The following is a 17,541-nucleotide window of genomic DNA, read 5'->3' as shown; positions in this document are numbered from 1 at the left end:
TGTCCTATCTGCACGACCGAGTTACCCATGCCTGAATTACCCGAAGTCGAAACAACCCGTCGTGGCATTGCGCCCCATCTTGAAGGTCAGCGTGTCAGTCGTGTGATCGTGCGCGATAGCCGTCTGCGCTGGCCCGTCCCCGAAGACCTGGACATCCGTCTGTCCGGACAGCGCATCGTGCAGGTGGATCGACGCGCCAAGTACCTTTTGATTCAGGCCGAAGCAGGCACCTTGATAAGCCATCTGGGCATGTCGGGCAATCTTCGCCTCGTTGAAGCCGGGCTTCCGGCGCTCAAGCACGAACATGTCGATATTGAGCTGGAGTCCGGACTCGCCCTGCGTTACACCGACCCGCGCCGCTTCGGGGCGATGCTCTGGAGTCTCGATCCGCATAACCACGAGCTGTTGATTCGTCTGGGGCCGGAGCCGCTGACCGACCTGTTCGACGGTCAGCGCCTTTACGAGCGCTCGCGGGGCAAGTCGATTGCGGTCAAACCGTTCGTCATGGACAACGCCGTGGTGGTCGGGGTGGGCAATATTTATGCGACCGAAGCACTGTTCGCGGCGGGTATCGACCCGCGCCGTGATGCCGGCAGCATCTCACGTGCGCGTTATCTGAAGCTCGCCATCGAGATCAAGCGGATTCTGGCCTACGCTATAGAGCGTGGTGGCACCACACTCCGAGACTTCATCGGCGGCGACGGCAAACCGGGGTATTTCCAGCAGGAGTTATTCGTCTACGGACGTGGCGGTCAACCATGCAAGGTGTGCGGTACGACGTTGCGTGAGGTCAAGCTGGGTCAGCGCGCCAGTGTCTACTGTGCAAAATGCCAGCGCTGAAATACCCCTGACCCGGTGCCTGGGCCATTTGCTTAACCCGCGTCCCTGTTTATAGTGATGGCACCTTAATCCGCTACGCCTGAAGGACCAAGCCATGAGCCCGTTTCGTATTCTCGCTGCCACGCTGACGCTGTTAATTGGCCTGCAAGCGCTGCCTGCGATTGCTGCCGACGTCTCCACGGGCAGCGGCGATCCGGTCTACACGATTCAGAACCCGCCAGCGTTCGCGATGATCGGCGACTTGCTGATCGCTCGTCCGCTGTTGATCGCGGCCACGGTTATCGGCACGGGACTGTTTGTGATTGCAGCGCCCTTTGCCGCGGCTGGCGGCAACCTCGGTGCAACGGGTAAGGCGCTGGTCGTCGATCCAGGCAAGGCGGCCTTTGTGCGTTGTCTAGGTTGCACCGGCGACGGGTACGGCAAGCAGCAGTAAAACCTGTATCAGGCTTTGCTGGTGATGATCCGGTACTTGTCCATCAATTGCTCTTTGCTCTCGACGTGGTTTTCATCCAGAGGGATGCAGTCGACCGGGCAGACCTGCTGGCATTGAGGCTCGTCGTAGTGACCCACGCATTCGGTGCACAGGTTCGGGTTGATCACGTAGATCTCCTCACCTTGTGAAATCGCCTCGTTTGGGCACTCGGGTTCGCAGACGTCGCAATTGATGCAATCGTCAGTGATGATAAGGGACATGAATTGCTCCTGCCGCGGCCGACGCCGGGGCACATTAAAACCAATGCGGCGAATTGTGCCGCATTAGGCTTCGGGATGCACCTTCACATGCAGTGCGTCTAGTGCTTGAAGCGCTCGGTCAGCGCCTGAGCGACGGCAGGGTGAACGAATTTGGTGATATCGCCGCCCAACGCCGCGATTTCACGTACCAACGTCGAGGAAATGAACGAATAGCGCTCCGAGGGCGTCAGGAACAGGCTTTCAACGTCCGGTGCCAATTGGCGATTCATGTTGGCCAGTTGAAACTCGTACTCGAAGTCCGATACCGCGCGTAAGCCGCGCAGAAAGACATTGGCGTTCTGTTCCTTGGCAAAGTGCGCGAGCAGCGTCGAAAAACCGACAACTTCCACGTTAGGCAGGTGTTTGGTGACTTCGCGGGCCAGCTCGACGCGTTGCTCCAGAGGGAACAGCGGATTTTTCTTCGGGCTGGCGGCAACCGCAATGACCACTTGGTCGAACAGGCGCGAGGCGCGCTCGACCAAATCTCCATGGCCCTTGGTAATCGGGTCGAAGGTGCCTGGGTACAACACTCGGTTCATCGCGTCGTCCTGGTCGGAGTCCGTTGTGGGACTCGGATGGTATCGCAGCCTTCCCGATGGGCCAAGCTGCGCAGTAGGTCTCACGCGTCGTATTGTGCCGATTATCGGCCATGTCTCAGCCGAAACCCGCAAATTCGGGGTTATTTACCGTGATGGGAATAATGTTCAGGGCTCGGTAGTGGGTGCAGATTCTGTGCACGGGCGTGGCAAAACAAGCCTGGGTCCTATCGAGCCTCGAATCGGCTTGCCGAGGCATGATTCCGGCGAGCAGGCGGGTATTCGGGCTTTGCGACAAACGGTTTTTGGGTGAGGTGTCACCCCGCGGCTGCACGCTGCCTGCGTCGACTTGACACTGCCACTGCTTCGATTCTGCCACCATTGCAGCATCTGCCTGGGATAAGATTGCCATCATCTGATCAGCAATTAGAGTGGCCTGGCCCAGCATGGCATCCCGTACCAAAACCCGTGAACGCATCGTGCAAACCAGTCTGGAGCTGTTCAATCAGCAGGGTGAGCGAAGCGTGACCACCAATCATATTGCTGCGCACATGGAAATCTCGCCCGGCAATCTCTATTACCACTTCGCCAACAAGCAGGCGATCATTGCCGAGCTGTTCACTGAGTACGAGATACTGGTGGGCAGTTTTCTCACCCTGCCGACAGATCGCCTGCCGGCCATCGAGGACAAGCGCGATTATTTCCTGACGATAATCGATGCGATGTGGCGCTACCGGTTCCTGCATCGCGACCTTGAGCATCTGCTGACCTCGGATGCCGAACTGGCAAGACGTTACCGGCGCTTTTCGTACCGCTGCCTGATGCAGGCGATGACCATCTATCGCGGGTTCATCAAGGCGGGCATCCTGAAAATGGATGAGTCGCAGATCGAGTGGACCAGTCTCAACACCTGGATCGTGTTGACGTCGTGGGTGCGTTTTCTGTGCACCAACCGGGAAAACTCTACCGAGTTGAACCAATCAGCGATTCGACGTGGCGTCTATCAGGTTCTTATGCTCGAATCTGTCTTTGTCGCGCCTCAGGCTCGCGAAGCGTTCGACGCGTTGTGCGCAACGTTTCATTCGCCGCTGCCCGAGGTTCTGATGTGAATTTCAGAGCCGATGAGTAGCCTGCTCGTCGGTTTTCTGCCACAGGAGTGTGTCATGTCCATTGCGCAACTAATCAGCCCCGAGCAACTGGCTGCACGCCAGAAAACCCCAGGCCTGGTGATTCTCGATTGTCGTTATGCGCTTGAAGATTCCGACTACGGTCAGCGCAGTTACGCCCAGGGGCGTATCGAGGGCGCGTCCTTTGCCGATCTGAAGCGCGACCTCAGCGGGCCAGTGATCAAGGGCAAAACGGGACGCCACCCGCTACCGGAGCCCGAGGCATTGTTACAGTGCTTTCAGGCGTGGGGCATCAACGCTGACAGCGATGTCGTGCTGTATGACGATGGCTCGGGAATGTATGCCGCACGTGCTTGGTGGTTGCTGGCCTGGATGGGCAAGCGCGAAGGTGTTTATCTGCTCGATGGCGGGTTGAAGGCCTGGCACGCGGCCGGATTGCCGTTGAGCCTCGATGCGCCGATTCATGAGCCGGGTCGTTTCGGCGGAGAACCGGACATGTCGATGGTGCTCAGTGGCAGTCGCTTGCATGGCCGTCTCGGACGCCCGGAAATGACCCTGATCGATGCCCGCGCCGAAGCGCGCTTTCGAGGCGACGTAGAGCCTCTGGACCCGGTTGCCGGGCACATCCCCGGCGCTCAGTGTGCGGCATGCACTGACAATCTGGGGCCGGATGGACGCTTTTTACCGCCTGATCAGCTCAGGCAGCGTTTCGCCGAAAAGCTACAGGGTCGTCCACCGGAAAGTCTGGTGTCCTATTGCGGTTCGGGGGTCACTGCCTGCCATAACCTGTTCGCCCTTTGCCTGGCCGGCTATCCGTTGGCAACGCTCTATGCAGGCTCGTGGAGTGAGTGGATCAACGATCCTGAGCATGAAATCGCCACTGGCGCCAGTTGATCCGTCGTCAATCCGCGCAGGCGCTTGCCCGCTCCTGTGCGGCGGTCAGCCATAGCGGGATGCGACGTTCGAGGTAATAACCCGGATTGCGTAGCGAGCCATCGACAAAACCGACATGCCCGCCTTTGCTGTGCAGTTCGAATTCGGTGCAGGACGACAGCTCGCTCGGCTCGGGCAGGCTGTGAGGGAATACGAACGGGTCGTCGCGGGACTGGATAATCAGCGTCGGTGTCCTGATCTGGCCAAGGTAATAGCGACTCGAGGCCCTGCGGTAGTAATCCGTGGCATCGGTAAAACCATGCAGCGGCGCAGTCACCCGGCCGTCGAAGTCCCAGAACGTGCGCATGTTCTCCAGTGAGCCCAGTGCGGCGAGTTCGGCAAGCCCCTCGCTGATGCCTTCATGCTGGAAGCGGTTCTGTTTGTCCCGGATATAAGCCAGCATTTCGCGCATGAAGTGCCGCTGATAGACCCTGGAAAACCCTTGGCCGATACGATTGGCGCATTCGTCCAGACGAAACGGTACAGACACCGCAACGGCCCCCAGCAGGTTACTGTCTGCGCCGTACTCTCCCAGGTACTTGAGCAACACATTGCCGCCCAGCGAATATCCTGCGGCGTACAAGGGCGCCGACGGACGCAGTGAGCGTAAATGAGCGATTACTTCGGCCAGATCCTCGCTGGCACCGGAGTGATAACTGCGCGACAGCAGGTTCGGCTCTCCCGAGCACCCGCGCCAGTTCAGCGCTACGCTGGCCCAGCCTTGTGCTGCCATCGCTTTTTGCAGACCGGCTACGTAAGGCGAATTGGACGACCCGGTCAGGCCATGAAGCACCAGCACAAGAGGTTTGTCGGCATCAACCGGACCGTGCCAGTCCATGTCCAGAAAGTCCCCGTCCTTCAACCACAACCGCTCGCGAGTACGCGCCAGCAACGTGGGTTTGCGCAACAGCGGGCCCCACAGCGTCTGCAGATGCGGATTGCCCATGCCGACGGCCGGTACGAACGGATTGAGATGGGGCAGGAAGGGAGGCTGTGTGGGCACGGGCTTGCTCAACGATCAATTCAGGGGCTGACGCTGTACGTTGCCACCAAGTGGGTCGGGATGTAAGTGGCCTGACGGTATCCATTGCGCGTAGAGCTGCATTTCGTGACGCTTCGCATTGCAAAAGAGGATGCGGAGCGTTGCGCGATAGTTGAAGTTATCGTTCCGCACGCTCCCGTATTGATTAACCCCGCTGCCACAGCGCGTAATACACTTGGCCAGCCTTTTTCTCGCGGTGCAATCGCCAGCTACCCGGCAAGCCGGTGGTCGATGGCGGTGTCTCGCTTTCGGTGTAGATCCAGGCGGTATCTGCCAGCCAGCCGTGGCTTTCCAGCAGGTTGCAGGCTGAAGCCAGCAGGCCTTGATGGAAGGGCGGGTCGAGAAAGACCACGTCGAAGGGCGATGCAGCGGCGGTTTCCAGATGGCGCAGGGCGTCAGTCTGCGAGACCTGGCCACTGATGCAGTTCAGTGCGTTGAGGTTCTGGCGCAGGCTGGCGATGGCCGCCGCGTTGCTGTCCAGTGCCAGGCCCATGCTGGCACCTCGGGACAGGGCTTCGAAATACAGCGCGCCGCTGCCGGTGAAGACGTCCAGCACTCTGGCTCCGGCAATATAGGGGGCCAGCCAGTTGAACAGGGTTTCGCGCACGCGATCAGGCGTCGGGCGCAGGCCGGGGGCGTCGGGGAAGGTCAGCCGGCGGCTGCCCCATTCTCCGCCGATGATACGAAGCTGACCCAGGCCGTTATGGCCCTTCGGACGTGGATTGGCCATCAGTGTTCCGGGACCCCTGCAGGTTGGCGGGCGGGCTTGTCGGTGGGCGCTGGCAGTGGTTTTTGCTCCACGGTCGGGCCAACGGTGACAATGACCATCTTATCGGCGCTCAGATGCTTGCTCATCGCCGCTTTCACCTGTTCGACCGTCACGCTCTGGGCAGCGGCCATGTAGTCTTCAAGGTAGGTCAGCGGCAGGTTATAGAAACCGATGGCACCCAGTTGGCCGACGATGGCGGAATTACTGGCTGCGGTCAGCGGGAAGCTACCGGTCAGTTCGCGTTTCACATCGTCGACTTCTTTCTGGGTCGGGCCGTTGGCGAGGAAGTCGCGAACGATGTCCTGCACCAGTTTGAGGGTGTTTTCACTCATTTCCGCACGCGTTTGCAGGCCGATCATGAACGGTCCGGCAACCTGCATGGGGGTGAAGCCGGACGAGACACCGTAGGTCAGGCCACGTTTTTCCCGCACTTCGGTCATCAGTCGGCTGCCAAAGCCGCCACCGCCCAGCACCGAGTTACCCACGGTCAGCGCCGCGTAATCCGGATCGTTGCGGTCGATGCCCAGTTGCGCGAGCATCAGGTGGGTCTGGTTGGATGCAAACTCGATGTGCGTGGCACCTGCCTTGGGTTCGACAGGGTCGGCGACTTTGGCCAGGGCCGGGCCTTTGGGCAGCGAGGCGGATACCTGAGCGGCGACGGCTTGTGCTTCATCTCTCGACAGGTCGCCCACCAGTGCGATCACTGCGTTACCAGCCGCATAGCCTTTGGCGTGGAAAGCCTTGAGCTGAGCCAGAGTAATGGCGTTGATGCTCTTGGCGTCACCCTCGCTCGGGTGAGCGTAGGGATGGTCGCCGTACAGACGATTGAACAGTTCCTTGCTGGCGATAGCGCCGGGGTTCTGCTTCTGGCTCTCGAAACTGGCGATCAACTGGTTCTTGATGCGCGCCAGAGAGTCGGCAGGGAAGGTGGGTTTGCCCACGACTTCGCTGAACAGCTTCAGGGCGGGGTCGCGTTTGTCGGCAGCACTCAGGCTGCGTAGGGACGTCACGGCCATGTCGCGGTAGGAACCGTTGCTGAAGTCGGCCCCCAGTCCTTCGAAGCCCTGAGCGATGGCGCTGACGTCCTTGCCTTTGATGCCCTCGTTGAGCATGGCGTTGGTCAGCAGGGCGATGCCGGGGGATTTCTGGTCCTGGCTACTGCCTGCGGCAAATGTCAGGCGCATGTCGAACATCGGCAATTCGCGGGACTCCACGAACAGCACCCTGGCGCCCTCGGCGGTGTTCCAGGTCTGGATATTCAGGGCGCGACGGGCCGGAGCCTTGCCGTCCAGTTCCTTGAGGGTTTGCAGGTTGCTGCCCAGCGCCGGAGCGCCCGGCTCGGCAGGGGTGGCAGTGTCGGCAGCGGCTGGCAGGGCGACAAGGGCACCGAGCGAACCGGCCAGGATCAGGCCAAGCAGCGCATGACGTGGAGCATTGCGCGTGATCATTTGGCTTTCTCCTCAGGCAGAACGTGTGCAACGCTGAGGCGCTCACGGGTGAAATAAGTGTTGGCAGCCTTCTGGATGTCTTGCGGGGTCACGCTCTGCAGCGCTTCCAGCTCGTTGTCCATCAGCTTCCAGGACAGGCCGACGGTTTCCAGTTCTCCGATCATGGTTGCCTGGCTGGTGATCGAGTCGCGCTCATAGACCACGCCGGCAATAACCTGGGCTCTTACGCGCTCGAGTTCCTCTGCGGACGGTGCCTTGGTTTTCAGCTCATCAAGCAGACGCCAGATACCGGCTTCTACATCGGCCAGGGTCTTCTTCTTCTGCTGGTTGGGTGTGGCGCTGATCATGAACAGGCTGTCGCCGCGAGCAAAGGCGTCATAGCGCGACGAGGCGCCGGAGACCAGTTCTTCGCCACGTTCCAGACGTGAGGGGATGCGTGCGCTGTAACCGCCGTCGAGCAGTGCTGCAATCAGGCGCAGAGCGTTTGCCGAACGCTGATCTTCAGCGGTCGCGACGCTCGGCACATTGAAGCCGTAAATCAGGCTGGGCAGTTGGGTCTTGACGTGCAGGGTGATCTTGCGCTCACCCGGCTCTGCCAGTTCCAGTGGCTTTTTCGAAGGCGGTATGTCGCGGCGCGGGACCGGCCCGAAGAAGCGTTCTGCCAGGGCTTTGACTTCGTCCGGCTGCACATCACCGACCACCACCAGCGTTGCGTTGTTCGGCGCATACCAGGATTCGTACCAGTGGCGCAGTTCTTCAACCTTCATGCGTTCCAGGTCCGCCATCCAGCCAATGGTCGGCGTGTGGTAGCCGCTGGCGGGGTAGGCCATCGCCTTGAAGCGCTCGAACGCCTTGCCTATCGGCTTGTCATCGGTGCGCAGACGGCGCTCTTCCTTGATGACTTCGATCTCGCTGCTGAATTCGTCGGCGGGCAATTTCAGGGTGGCCATGCGATCGGCTTCCAGTTCCAGCGCGACGCTCAGGCGATCACGGGCCAGCACCTGATAGTAGGCGGTGTAGTCATCGCTGGTGAACGCATTCTCTTCAGCGCCCAGATCGCGCAGAATCAGCGAGGATTCACCCGGGCCGGTCTTGCTGCTGCCTTTGAACATCATGTGTTCAAGCGCGTGGGACAGGCCGGTCTGACCCGGCGTTTCGTAGCTGGAGCCGACCTTGTACCAGATCTGCGAAACCACCACCGGGGCGCGGTGGTCTTCGCGGACAATAACCTTCAGGCCATTGTCGAGGGTAAATTCATGGGTCGGTTGCGGATCGGCAGCCAATGCTGTCAAAGGCAGACAAACTGTGCTGAGCAGCAGGCCTGCGGCGCGGCGGGCTAAAGCATTCATTCGTAGTTTGAACCTGTAGAACGGCCCGCGTGAACTTAGCGTCGGCGAGCGCGGGGGTGTTAGGATACTGATCCGTTTGCTTCAGAGACAGCCTTCACTGGCCAATTGCGAGTGAAACCTGTCTGAAACGCAGGTAAAGGTAGCTGGACAAGCGGCCGTTGAGTGAACAAGAAGTCCTAAACGCAGTCTGTTTTGCATGTCAGAATTTTTCCGGGTCGCCCTCTGGCGTCCCGCAACCTTGAGATAGCCGTCCTCCATGTTTGGTTCCAACGACGACAAGAAGACCCCAGCCGAGGCTGGAGAGAAGAAAGGCCTGTTCGGATGGCTGCGCAAGAAACCGCAGCAAACCGAGCCAGCGCCGCAAGAATTATCCCCGACGCAACCCGATCCGGTCCCTGACCAGGTTGTGACAACGCCGCAGGTTGAGCCTCCTGTTGCCTCGCAATCCGCATCCGGGAGCACCGCCCAGGCGGCTGCACCTGCGCCGCAAGCCCCTGTCGAGCCTGGTGCGCCGTCGCCTCAGCCCTGGCTGACCTTGCCGGTAACTGAAGAGCCCGTAGCACTGAGTGACGAGCGCGAGCCGCATGTTACTCCGGCTATTCCAGAGCAGAGTCATGCTGCACCCGCACCCGCACCCGCACCCGCAGCGCCTATGCCCGTCGCATCGGAACCCGCAGTCGATATCTTGCCGGTCGATATTCCTGAGCCTGTGCTGGTCCGGCCTGCACCGGAGCCAGTCGTTGCGCAGGCAGTGCCACAGCCTGTGCAAGCTGTTCGGGAAGTACCTGCGGTCCCAGCCTCGGTCCCGGTACAAGAGCCTGAAGCCGCCAAGGTCGGTTTCTTCGCGCGCCTCAAGCAGGGGCTGTCGAAAACCAGCGCCAGTATCGGTGAAGGCATGGCCAGCCTTTTTCTGGGCAAGAAAGCCATCGATGATGACCTGCTTGAAGAAATCGAAACCCGCCTGCTGACGGCAGATGTCGGCGTTGAAGCCACGTCGGTCATCATTCAGAGCCTGACTCAGAAGGTCGCCCGCAAGCAGTTGACCGACGCCCAGGCGTTGTACACCTCGTTGCAGGGCGAGCTGGCTGCGATGCTCAAGCCTGTCGAGCAGCCCCTGGTCATCAAGGCCGAACACAAGCCGTTCGTGATTCTCGTAGTCGGCGTCAATGGTGCGGGCAAGACCACGACCATTGGCAAGCTGGCCAAGAAGCTGCAACTGGAAGGCAAGAAAGTCATGCTGGCAGCAGGTGACACCTTTCGTGCTGCGGCTGTCGAGCAATTGCAGGTCTGGGGTGAGCGCAACCACATTCCGGTCATCGCCCAGCACACCGGTGCCGACTCTGCTTCGGTCATCTTCGATGCTGTGCAAGCCGCCAAGGCTCGCGGTATCGACGTGCTGATTGCCGACACCGCCGGCCGTCTGCACACCAAAGACAACCTGATGGAGGAGTTGAAGAAGGTTCGCCGTGTGATCGGCAAGCTGGACGCCGACGCCCCCCATGAGGTGTTGCTGGTCCTCGACGCAGGCACCGGGCAGAACGCTATCAATCAGGCCAGGCAATTCAACCAGACGGTCACGCTGACCGGGCTGGCGCTGACCAAGCTGGATGGCACTGCCAAGGGCGGCGTGATTTTCGCCCTGGCCAAGCAGTTTGGCTTGCCGATTCGCTATATCGGCGTCGGTGAAGGTATCGATGATCTACGTACCTTTGAGGCCGAACCCTTTGTTCAGGCACTGTTTGCGGAGCGGGAGCGTTCATGATTCGATTCGAGCAGGTCGGTAAGCGCTACCCGAATGGACATGTCGGGCTGCATGAACTGAGCTTTCGAGTACGTCGCGGCGAATTTCTGTTCGTCACGGGTCATTCCGGTGCAGGCAAAAGCACCCTGCTGCGCCTGTTGCTGGCCATGGAGCGTCCGACCACCGGCAAGCTGATGCTGGCCGGTCAGGACCTTGGGCAGATCAGCAACGCACAGATCCCGTTTCTGCGTCGTCAGATCGGCGTCGTGTTCCAGAACCATCAACTGCTGTTTGACCGAACGGTGTTCAACAACATCGCATTGCCCTTGCAGATCCTCGGCCTGTCCAAGCCCGAGATCGCCAAGCGGGTCGATTCGGCCCTCGAGCGCGTGGCACTGTCCGACAAGGCCGAGCTGTATCCAGGTGATCTTTCCACAGGGCAGCAACAGCGTGTCGGGATCGCCCGCGCCATTGTTCATCGCCCGGCCCTGCTGCTGGCCGATGAACCGACTGGTAACCTCGATCCACGCCTTGCAGCGGAAATCATGGGTGTGTTTGAAGATATCAACCGGCTGGGGACCAGCGTGCTGATTGCCAGTCACGACCTTGCCTTGATCGCCCGCATGCGCCATCGCATGCTGACCCTGCAGCGCGGTCGTCTGATCGGTGACGGGGAGGCCGGAGTATGAGTGCTACACGCAGCCCCAAGGTGTCTGAGCGCGTTGCGCCCAAAGCCGCCGATCCAGTGCCGCCGAAAAAGAAAAAGCAGCGCCACGATCACGATGATGACGGCCCGGATTTCAACGCGCTGTTGTCGGCCTGGCTGGAAAGCCATCGGTCCAGTCTGGTGGACAGCCTGCGACGTCTGGGCAAACAACCCATTGGCAGCTTCTTCACTTGCCTGGTTATGGCGATTGCCTTGAGCCTGCCGATGGGCCTGTCGTTGCTGTTGAGCAATGTCGAGCGCCTGGGTGGTTCATGGCAGCGTGCAGCGCAGATTTCCATCTACCTGAAAATGGATGCCAGTACCGCTGATGGCACTCGCCTGCGTGACGAGATCAAGTCGATGCCCGGCGTGGCAGACGCTGAGTACATCAGCAGCGAACAAGCGCTGGGTGAGTTCAAGCAGCAGTCCGGGTTGGGCGAAGCACTCAAGGAATTGCCGGAGAACCCGCTCCCGGGCGTGGTGCTGGTAACGCCGGATGAGGTCGACAAGCCTGCACTGGAAGCCTTGCGCACGCGTTTGGCGGAACTGCCTAAAGTCGAGCAGGCGCAACTCGATCTGGTCTGGGTCGAAAGACTGGCCGCTATCCTCAAGCTGGGTGACCGGTTCGTCTTCGGCTTGACGGTTCTGCTGGTCTCGGCTTTGCTGTTAGTAATTGGTAACACAATACGTTTACACATTGAAAACCGCCGTACTGAAATCGAAGTCATCAAGCTTGTGGGTGGCACTGACAGTTACGTACGCAGGCCCTTCCTCTATATGGGCGCGCTGTATGGTTTCGGGGCAGGAATTCTGTCCTGGGGCGTTCTGGCTTATGGCCTGAACTGGCTGAACGGAGCGGTCGTCGGGTTGGCGGGTCTTTACGGAAGTGACTTCGCGCTGGCTGGTGTTCCGATGGGCGATGGTCTTTCGCTCTTGCTTGGAGCGGTTCTGTTAGGGTATATCGGTGCCTGGATTGCGGTCGCCCGCCACTTGCGTGAGCTGGCGCCCCGATAGAGCCAAATTATTGTTTCACCAGACTGGCCTCTGAAAATCAAGGAACTTGGTTAGCGGTTCCGGGTCAATCTGGCTAGTGCTGAACTGCACATCACATGTGCGCTGGAGGTTTTTTCGTATGACCACTTCTTTGCAACCTGCTTATGCTTTAGTCCCGGGTGCGAACCTTGAGGCCTATGTGCACACGGTCAACAGCATTCCCTTGCTGACGCCCGAGCAGGAGCGTGAACTGGCTGAGAGTCTCTACTATGAGCAGGATCTGGACGCGGCCCGACAAATGGTCCTCGCCCACCTGCGCTTCGTCGTGCACATCGCGCGCAGTTATTCGGGTTACGGTCTGGCTCAGGCTGACCTGATCCAGGAAGGCAACGTCGGTCTGATGAAGGCCGTGAAGCGCTTCAATCCCGAAATGGGCGTGCGTCTGGTTTCTTTTGCCGTGCACTGGATCAAGGCCGAGATTCACGAGTTCATCCTGCGCAACTGGCGTATCGTCAAGGTCGCCACGACCAAGGCGCAGCGCAAGCTGTTCTTCAACCTGCGCAGTCAGAAGAAGCGTCTGGCCTGGCTGAACAACGATGAAGTCCATCGCGTCGCAGAAAGCCTTGGCGTCGAGCCGCGTGAAGTCCGTGAAATGGAAAGCCGTCTGACGGGCCACGACATGGCCTTTGACCCGGCTGCCGAAGCGGATGACGACAGCGCCTTTCAGTCACCGGCCAATTATCTGGAAGACCACCGTTACGATCCGGCGCGTCAACTGGAAGACTCCGACTGGACCGACAACTCCACCGCCAATCTGCATCAGGCGCTGGATGTGCTCGACGAACGCAGCCGCGATATTCTCTACCAGCGCTGGTTGGCAGAGGAAAAAGCCACGCTGCACGACTTGGCGCAGAAGTACAACGTCTCTGCCGAGCGTATTCGTCAGCTGGAAAAAAGCGCGATGAACAAGCTCAAGACGTCGATAGCCGCGTAAGGCTACCCGGACGAAAAACGCCCCGAGATGATCGGGGCGTTTTTGGTTGTGTATCAGCTATCGTGCGGCGCTCTGCGTCCTCTATGCGACGCGGAGCGCGCGTCAAGCCCTCACCATCTCTGGCTGCTGTTCAACCCCTGCAGGTATTCATCACCACCCAACTGACGCATTTGCTGACGAATCCAGCCTGCACGGCGAGACACGTAACTGCTCGGGTGGCTGGCGCTCCATTGGCGAGGGTTGGGGAGGACGGCAGCCAGGTAGCTGGCCTGTTGGGCAGAAAGCGCGCTGGCATTGGTGCGGAAGTGATGCTGCGCCGCAGCCTGGGCACCGAACACGCCTTCGTCCCATTCAACGCTGTTCAGGTACACCTCAAGGATGCGCTCCTTGGACCACAGCAGCTCGATAAGCAGGGTGAACCACGCTTCCAGTCCCTTGCGCAAGTAGCTGCGGCCGGACCACAGGAACAGATTTTTCGACACCTGCTGGCTCAACGTGCTGGCACCGCGAATAGAACCGCCTTGCTCGTTGTGCAGAATGGCGGCCTGAATCGCATCGACGTCAAAGCCCCAATGCTCGGCAAACTTCTGGTCTTCGCCAGCAATGACCGCGATTTTGAGGTTGTTGGAAATTTTGTCCCACGGTTCCCAGTCGCGCTGCAGGTCGATGGGCTCGCCGTCGACCCAGGATTCGACCTTGCGCTCGACCATCAGCGCCGTACCCGGTGGCGGTACCCAGCGCAGGATCAAAACCACGAAAACACTGCTCGCGGCGAACCACAGCAGGGCTTTGACGATGCGACGAAGAATAGACTGCAGCATAGAGATGGCTTGGCCGAACCCGTTGAGCGGGCCATTATACAGACCCTGCGCCTTTCGACGATTTTTCACTGGAGTTCCTGATGCTTCGTAGCTTTTTGATGCTTGCCGCGTTCTTCGGCTTTACGGGTGTGGCCCTGGGCGCATTTGCGGCGCACGGTCTCAAGGAGCGCTTGAGTGCCGAGTACCTGGAGGTGTTTAACACAGGCGTGCTTTATCAACTGATTCACGCGTTGGCTCTGCTGGGCGTGGCGATACTGGCAACGCACATCCCCGGACGCCTGATCACCTGGGCCGGGTTTTCCTTCGCAGTCGGTATTCTGCTGTTTTCCGGCAGCCTCTATGCCTTGACCCTCACCGGGTTCAGCAAGCTGGGCATCGTCACGCCGTTCGGTGGCCTGGCATTTCTGTTCGGCTGGTCGATGCTGGGGCTGGCGGCCTGGAGGCTGGGTTCTGCTCCTTGAGTGATGGCTTGAACGGCAGGCCGTGCTTGAGACGAATGGCGTGGCTTTGCCTTGGTCATACCGGCTGATCGGGCTAGAATGCTCGCCCCCTAAAAGTGATGGCTGCTCCCGCATGCACATTCAGTTGAACGGTGAACCCTTTGAATTGCCCGATGGTGAAACCGTCGCGGCATTACTGACCCGCCTGGACCTTGCCGGACGCCGGGTTGCGGTGGAACTGAACCTGGATATAGTGCCGCGCAGCCAGCATGTGACAGCCGTCCTTCGTGAGGGCGATCAGGTCGAAGTGGTTCATGCCATTGGTGGCGGGTAGTCGGCAATCCGCACTGCGCCCACCCCCATCTGCCCGTAATGAGGATTTCCAATGAGCAATGTTCGCAGCGACAAGCCTTTCGTTCTGGCCGGTCGGACCTTCGCGTCGCGCCTGTTGGTAGGCACCGGCAAGTACATCGATATGGAACAGACCCGTCTGGCCATCGAGGCCTCGGGTGCCGAGATCGTCACCGTGGCCGTACGTCGCACCAACCTGGGCCAGAACCCGGGTGAGCCAAACCTGCTGGACGTACTGCCACCCGACCGCTACACGATTCTGCCGAATACTGCTGGCTGCTTCGATGCGACCGAGGCTGTGCGTACCTGCCGCCTTTCGCGGGAACTGCTCGACGGCCGCAATCTGGTCAAGCTCGAAGTGCTGGCCGACCAGAAAACCCTGTTCCCGAATGTGATCGAAACGCTCAAGGCCGCCGAGATCCTGGTCAAGGACGGTTTTGACGTAATGGTTTACACCAGCGATGACCCGATCATCGCCCGCCAGCTGGCGGAAATCGGCTGTATCGCGATCATGCCGCTGGCCGGACTGATCGGCAGCGGGCTGGGGATCTGCAACCCGTACAACCTGCAGATCATTCTTGAAGAAACCCAAGTGCCTGTGCTGGTCGATGCCGGTGTCGGCACCGCGTCCGACGCCACTATTGCGATGGAGCTGGGCTGTGAAGCCGTGTTGATGAACTCGGCCATCGCCCATGCCCGGCAGCCGGTCATGATGGCCGAAGCCATGAAGCACGCTGTAATTGCTGGTCGTCTGGCCTACCTTGCCGGGCGTATGCCACGAAAACTCTATGCCAGCGCATCTTCGCCGCTGGATGGCCTGATCAAGTAAGAGCCCGTTGATGACTGATTCGCACGTATCGCACCCAGAGTCGCCTGCTGTAGAAGAGGGCGAAGAGCGCCCGCACCGCCGCATCAAGAGTTTCGTGATGCGCGCCGGTCGCATGACCGAAGGTCAGCAGCGCGGCCTTGATCAGGGTCGCCCGTTGTATGGCCTTTCTCTGACTGAGGTGCCGGTGGATTTCGATCAGGTATTCGGTCGTTCTGCACCGCGCACTCTGGAGATCGGTTTTGGCATGGGCCACTCGTTGCTGGAAATGGCGGCAGCGGCTCCGGAGCACGATTTCATCGGTGTCGAGGTGCATTCTCCTGGCGTGGGCGCGCTGCTCAATGGCGTGCTGACCCAGGGGCTGACCAATGTACGCGTCTACGATTGTGACGCCATTGAAGTGCTCAACCGTTGCATCGCGGATAACAGCCTTGATCGCCTGATGCTGTTCTTCCCGGATCCGTGGCACAAGAGCCGTCACCACAAGCGCCGCATCGTGCAGCCCGAGTTTGCAGCATTGGTACGCAGCAAGTTGAAGGTTGGCGGTGTGTTCCACATGGCCACCGATTGGGGGCCGTACGCGGAATACATGCTGGAAGTGATGAGCGTAGCGCCCGGTTATCGCAATCAGGCCGACGACAAGCAGTACGTACCCCGCCCGGCCGAACGCCCGATTACCAAGTTCGAGCGCCGTGGCGAAAAGCTCGGCCACGGCGTCTGGGATCTGAAGTTCGAAAAGATCGACTGAACAGGCAGCTCGTGCCCGGTCCCTCGGGCACGACCCTGCAACAGAAAGCGTATCCCGCCTCTTATTGAATTTCGTCCGGCTTGACGATTACCCAGTTCTTGTCAGCCGTGACCGGCAACTTCTCTTTGGCCTGAGCTTCGGCGTTGTCCTTGATCATGCCGTTCAACTGGGTCATGTACTTGTCTTTGCGGTTGATCCACAAGTGCACGCCGCCCTTGCTCACATCGACGCTGTGAAACAGCATGTAGCCGTCGCTGGTCGGGGTATCGCCGCCAACCAGCACCGGTTTTTTCCACTGGTCGATGTAGGTCAGAATCGCCGCCTGCTTACCGGCCATCCAGGTGGCCGGGGTCCACAGGTAAGGCGTCAGTTCCAGACCCATGTTGCTTTTCGCATCATATTTGCCGGCGGTGATCTGCTTGCGGGCAGTGGTCAGCTCGCCGGTCTTGCGGTCTTTCAGCAGCGTGGTGACGCCTATCACGTTCTGCGGTTTGACGTTGTAACCGTACTTGGGATCGGCGGCGACCATGCGCACCAGCTCTTCGGACGCTGCGGTCATCACGTAGACCTCGATGCCGTTCTCCATCAGCTTGTTGTACAGCTCGGTCTGGCCAGTGAATACGCGGGGCGGCTCGACATTGAGCTGCTTGACGGTATCGCCGTCGTAATAGGTCGCAGGGATCGGCTTTTTCAGGGCCATCAGCTCATCGACGTAGCCTTTCAGCTCCTGCAGCGTAAAGCCGGAAAACACCTGCGCGACCCACGGGTAGCAGACCATGTCGTCTATTTCGCAAAGACGGTAGTAGTAACTGAACAGGCTTTCCTTGTGTTCGGCGGTGTCTTTGAAAGGGATGAGTTTCAAGGAAGGATCGAGCGTTTCGCGGGTAATCAGCCCTTTGTTTTCCATGTACGGCAGCAGCGACTCTTCAAGGTCGAAGCGGTAGCTGGTGTTGTCCATGTCAAAAACCGCGTAGTTGCCCTTGTTGGCGTTGGCGGCAATCATCGCGTCGAGCGCCTTGGCGGCAGGCTCAGGCCAGTGCTTCAATTCAGTGGCAGCAAAGGACTGGCTGGCAAGCCCGGCACAGAGTGCGGCAGCCAGCAGTTTTGGCGCGATTTTCATAGGCGATTTCCCCTTGTCATAAAAA

General features: G+C 59.7%; 21 protein-coding genes. 12 read left to right on the top strand and 9 right to left on the bottom strand.

Going from position 1 to position 17,541, the window contains the following annotated elements; genetic code table 11:
- Positions 1-27: 27 nt before the first annotated feature.
- Positions 28-840, top strand: coding sequence for a bifunctional DNA-formamidopyrimidine glycosylase/DNA-(apurinic or apyrimidinic site) lyase (mutM, locus tag MME58_RS24320; RefSeq protein WP_054987835.1), 813 nt, complete (start codon positions 28-30; stop codon positions 838-840).
- Positions 841-934: 94 nt separating this feature from the next.
- The gene (locus tag MME58_RS24315) at positions 935-1,273 is read left to right on the top strand and encodes a hypothetical protein (RefSeq protein ID WP_055006017.1); all 339 of its coding nucleotides are present in this window, start codon (positions 935-937) and stop codon (positions 1,271-1,273) included.
- Between the two features lie 8 nt (positions 1,274-1,281).
- On the opposite strand, the gene MME58_RS24310 is transcribed toward MME58_RS24315, so the two are convergent.
- The 3 genes from MME58_RS24310 to MME58_RS24300 form a co-directional block, all read right to left on the bottom strand.
- Positions 1,282-1,533, bottom strand: coding sequence for a YfhL family 4Fe-4S dicluster ferredoxin (locus MME58_RS24310; protein WP_003316325.1), 252 nt, complete (start codon positions 1,531-1,533; stop codon positions 1,282-1,284).
- Positions 1,534-1,631: 98 nt separating this feature from the next.
- A complete protein-coding gene (gene coaD, locus MME58_RS24305) occupies positions 1,632-2,111 on the bottom strand; it encodes a pantetheine-phosphate adenylyltransferase (RefSeq protein WP_054987833.1) in 480 nt (159 codons plus the stop codon).
- Positions 2,112-2,226: 115 nt separating this feature from the next.
- Positions 2,227-2,556: a hypothetical protein gene (locus tag MME58_RS24300; protein WP_054987832.1), complete on the bottom strand. Its 330-nt coding sequence runs from the start codon at positions 2,554-2,556 to the stop codon at positions 2,227-2,229.
- On the opposite strand from MME58_RS24300, the gene MME58_RS24295 reads away from it, so the two are divergent.
- Both MME58_RS24295 and MME58_RS24290 read left to right on the top strand, forming a co-directional pair.
- Positions 2,555-3,217, top strand: coding sequence for a TetR/AcrR family transcriptional regulator (locus MME58_RS24295; protein ID WP_054987831.1), 663 nt, complete (start codon positions 2,555-2,557; stop codon positions 3,215-3,217). The genes MME58_RS24300 and MME58_RS24295 overlap by 2 nt on opposite strands.
- A 54-nt stretch (positions 3,218-3,271) precedes the next feature.
- Positions 3,272-4,129, top strand: coding sequence for a sulfurtransferase (locus tag MME58_RS24290; RefSeq protein ID WP_055006016.1), 858 nt, complete (start codon positions 3,272-3,274; stop codon positions 4,127-4,129).
- A gap of 7 nt (positions 4,130-4,136) precedes the next feature.
- On the opposite strand, the gene MME58_RS24285 is transcribed toward MME58_RS24290, so the two are convergent.
- From MME58_RS24285 to MME58_RS24270, 4 genes are all read right to left on the bottom strand, one after another.
- On the bottom strand, positions 4,137-5,171 hold the full coding sequence (locus MME58_RS24285) for a hydrolase (protein WP_054987840.1): 1,035 nt from the start codon (positions 5,169-5,171) through the stop codon (positions 4,137-4,139).
- 184 nt (positions 5,172-5,355) lie between these two features.
- Positions 5,356-5,940, bottom strand: coding sequence for a 16S rRNA (guanine(966)-N(2))-methyltransferase RsmD (gene rsmD, locus MME58_RS24280; RefSeq protein ID WP_055006015.1), 585 nt, complete (start codon positions 5,938-5,940; stop codon positions 5,356-5,358).
- Entirely contained in the window at positions 5,940-7,427 is a 1,488-nt protein-coding gene (locus tag MME58_RS24275; protein WP_054987828.1) for a M16 family metallopeptidase, read from the bottom strand. Before MME58_RS24275 ends, rsmD begins: the two co-directional genes overlap by 1 nt.
- A complete protein-coding gene (locus MME58_RS24270) occupies positions 7,424-8,776 on the bottom strand; it encodes a M16 family metallopeptidase (protein ID WP_054987827.1) in 1,353 nt (450 codons plus the stop codon). Before MME58_RS24270 ends, MME58_RS24275 begins: the two co-directional genes overlap by 4 nt.
- A 256-nt stretch (positions 8,777-9,032) precedes the next feature.
- On the opposite strand from MME58_RS24270, the gene ftsY reads away from it, so the two are divergent.
- From ftsY to rpoH, 4 genes are all read left to right on the top strand, one after another.
- On the top strand, positions 9,033-10,538 hold the full coding sequence (ftsY, locus tag MME58_RS24265) for a signal recognition particle-docking protein FtsY (RefSeq protein WP_055006014.1): 1,506 nt from the start codon (positions 9,033-9,035) through the stop codon (positions 10,536-10,538).
- Entirely contained in the window at positions 10,535-11,206 is a 672-nt protein-coding gene (gene ftsE / locus MME58_RS24260; protein ID WP_002555631.1) for a cell division ATP-binding protein FtsE, read from the top strand. Before ftsY ends, ftsE begins: the two co-directional genes overlap by 4 nt.
- Positions 11,203-12,237 (top strand): permease-like cell division protein FtsX, encoded by a 1,035-nt coding sequence (gene ftsX, locus MME58_RS24255; RefSeq protein ID WP_054987825.1) that lies wholly within the window; start codon positions 11,203-11,205, stop codon positions 12,235-12,237. Before ftsE ends, ftsX begins: the two co-directional genes overlap by 4 nt.
- Positions 12,238-12,355: 118 nt before the next feature.
- Entirely contained in the window at positions 12,356-13,210 is an 855-nt protein-coding gene (gene rpoH, locus MME58_RS24250) for an RNA polymerase sigma factor RpoH (protein ID WP_002555629.1), read from the top strand.
- Between the two features lie 110 nt (positions 13,211-13,320).
- Here the strand turns inward: rpoH and mtgA are convergent, their stop codons facing one another.
- Positions 13,321-14,031 (bottom strand): monofunctional biosynthetic peptidoglycan transglycosylase, encoded by a 711-nt coding sequence (gene mtgA, locus MME58_RS24245; protein ID WP_054987839.1) that lies wholly within the window; start codon positions 14,029-14,031, stop codon positions 13,321-13,323.
- 80 nt (positions 14,032-14,111) lie between these two features.
- On the opposite strand from mtgA, the gene MME58_RS24240 reads away from it, so the two are divergent.
- The 4 genes from MME58_RS24240 (at position 14,112) to trmB (ending at position 16,396) form a co-directional block, all read left to right on the top strand.
- Entirely contained in the window at positions 14,112-14,492 is a 381-nt protein-coding gene (locus tag MME58_RS24240) for a DUF423 domain-containing protein (protein WP_054987824.1), read from the top strand.
- 112 nt (positions 14,493-14,604) lie between these two features.
- Entirely contained in the window at positions 14,605-14,805 is a 201-nt protein-coding gene (gene thiS, locus MME58_RS24235; protein ID WP_054987823.1) for a sulfur carrier protein ThiS, read from the top strand.
- A gap of 51 nt (positions 14,806-14,856) precedes the next feature.
- Entirely contained in the window at positions 14,857-15,651 is a 795-nt protein-coding gene (locus MME58_RS24230; RefSeq protein ID WP_055006013.1) for a thiazole synthase, read from the top strand.
- Between the two features lie 97 nt (positions 15,652-15,748).
- Entirely contained in the window at positions 15,749-16,396 is a 648-nt protein-coding gene (gene trmB, locus MME58_RS24225) for a tRNA (guanosine(46)-N7)-methyltransferase TrmB (protein ID WP_221034566.1), read from the top strand.
- A gap of 61 nt (positions 16,397-16,457) precedes the next feature.
- Here the strand turns inward: trmB and MME58_RS24220 are convergent, their stop codons facing one another.
- On the bottom strand, positions 16,458-17,516 hold the full coding sequence (locus MME58_RS24220; protein WP_054987820.1) for an HAD family hydrolase: 1,059 nt from the start codon (positions 17,514-17,516) through the stop codon (positions 16,458-16,460).
- Positions 17,517-17,541 lie beyond the last annotated feature (25 nt).

Source organism: Pseudomonas syringae pv. tagetis, from assembly GCF_022557255.1.
In the GTDB taxonomy this organism is placed as follows: domain Bacteria; phylum Pseudomonadota; class Gammaproteobacteria; order Pseudomonadales; family Pseudomonadaceae; genus Aquipseudomonas; species Aquipseudomonas caricapapayae.
This window is presented reverse-complemented; position numbering and strand designations above follow the sequence as displayed.

What these genes read in the sequence shown, in the direction of transcription:
- ftsE (WP_002555631.1), top strand. Translation starts at nt 10,535, where the DNA reads ATGATTCGATTCGAGCAGGTCGGTAAGCGCTACCCGAATGGACATGTC.
- MME58_RS24315 (WP_055006017.1), top strand. Translation starts at nt 935, where the DNA reads ATGAGCCCGTTTCGTATTCTCGCTGCCACGCTGACGCTGTTAATTGGC.
- rpoH (WP_002555629.1), top strand. Translation starts at nt 12,356, where the DNA reads ATGACCACTTCTTTGCAACCTGCTTATGCTTTAGTCCCGGGTGCGAAC.
- mtgA (WP_054987839.1), bottom strand. Translation starts at nt 14,031, where the DNA reads ATGCTGCAGTCTATTCTTCGTCGCATCGTCAAAGCCCTGCTGTGGTTC.
- MME58_RS24310 (WP_003316325.1), bottom strand. Translation starts at nt 1,533, where the DNA reads ATGTCCCTTATCATCACTGACGATTGCATCAATTGCGACGTCTGCGAA.
- MME58_RS24220 (WP_054987820.1), bottom strand. Translation starts at nt 17,516, where the DNA reads ATGAAAATCGCGCCAAAACTGCTGGCTGCCGCACTCTGTGCCGGGCTT.
- MME58_RS24240 (WP_054987824.1), top strand. Translation starts at nt 14,112, where the DNA reads ATGCTTCGTAGCTTTTTGATGCTTGCCGCGTTCTTCGGCTTTACGGGT.
- rsmD (WP_055006015.1), bottom strand. Translation starts at nt 5,940, where the DNA reads ATGGCCAATCCACGTCCGAAGGGCCATAACGGCCTGGGTCAGCTTCGT.
- ftsX (WP_054987825.1), top strand. Translation starts at nt 11,203, where the DNA reads ATGAGTGCTACACGCAGCCCCAAGGTGTCTGAGCGCGTTGCGCCCAAA.
- MME58_RS24295 (WP_054987831.1), top strand. Translation starts at nt 2,555, where the DNA reads ATGGCATCCCGTACCAAAACCCGTGAACGCATCGTGCAAACCAGTCTG.
- trmB (WP_221034566.1), top strand. Translation starts at nt 15,749, where the DNA reads ATGCGCGCCGGTCGCATGACCGAAGGTCAGCAGCGCGGCCTTGATCAG.
- coaD (WP_054987833.1), bottom strand. Translation starts at nt 2,111, where the DNA reads ATGAACCGAGTGTTGTACCCAGGCACCTTCGACCCGATTACCAAGGGC.
- MME58_RS24270 (WP_054987827.1), bottom strand. Translation starts at nt 8,776, where the DNA reads ATGAATGCTTTAGCCCGCCGCGCCGCAGGCCTGCTGCTCAGCACAGTT.
- MME58_RS24300 (WP_054987832.1), bottom strand. Translation starts at nt 2,556, where the DNA reads ATGCTGGGCCAGGCCACTCTAATTGCTGATCAGATGATGGCAATCTTA.
- thiS (WP_054987823.1), top strand. Translation starts at nt 14,605, where the DNA reads ATGCACATTCAGTTGAACGGTGAACCCTTTGAATTGCCCGATGGTGAA.
- ftsY (WP_055006014.1), top strand. Translation starts at nt 9,033, where the DNA reads ATGTTTGGTTCCAACGACGACAAGAAGACCCCAGCCGAGGCTGGAGAG.
- MME58_RS24230 (WP_055006013.1), top strand. Translation starts at nt 14,857, where the DNA reads ATGAGCAATGTTCGCAGCGACAAGCCTTTCGTTCTGGCCGGTCGGACC.
- mutM (WP_054987835.1), top strand. Translation starts at nt 28, where the DNA reads ATGCCTGAATTACCCGAAGTCGAAACAACCCGTCGTGGCATTGCGCCC.
- MME58_RS24290 (WP_055006016.1), top strand. Translation starts at nt 3,272, where the DNA reads ATGTCCATTGCGCAACTAATCAGCCCCGAGCAACTGGCTGCACGCCAG.
- MME58_RS24275 (WP_054987828.1), bottom strand. Translation starts at nt 7,427, where the DNA reads ATGATCACGCGCAATGCTCCACGTCATGCGCTGCTTGGCCTGATCCTG.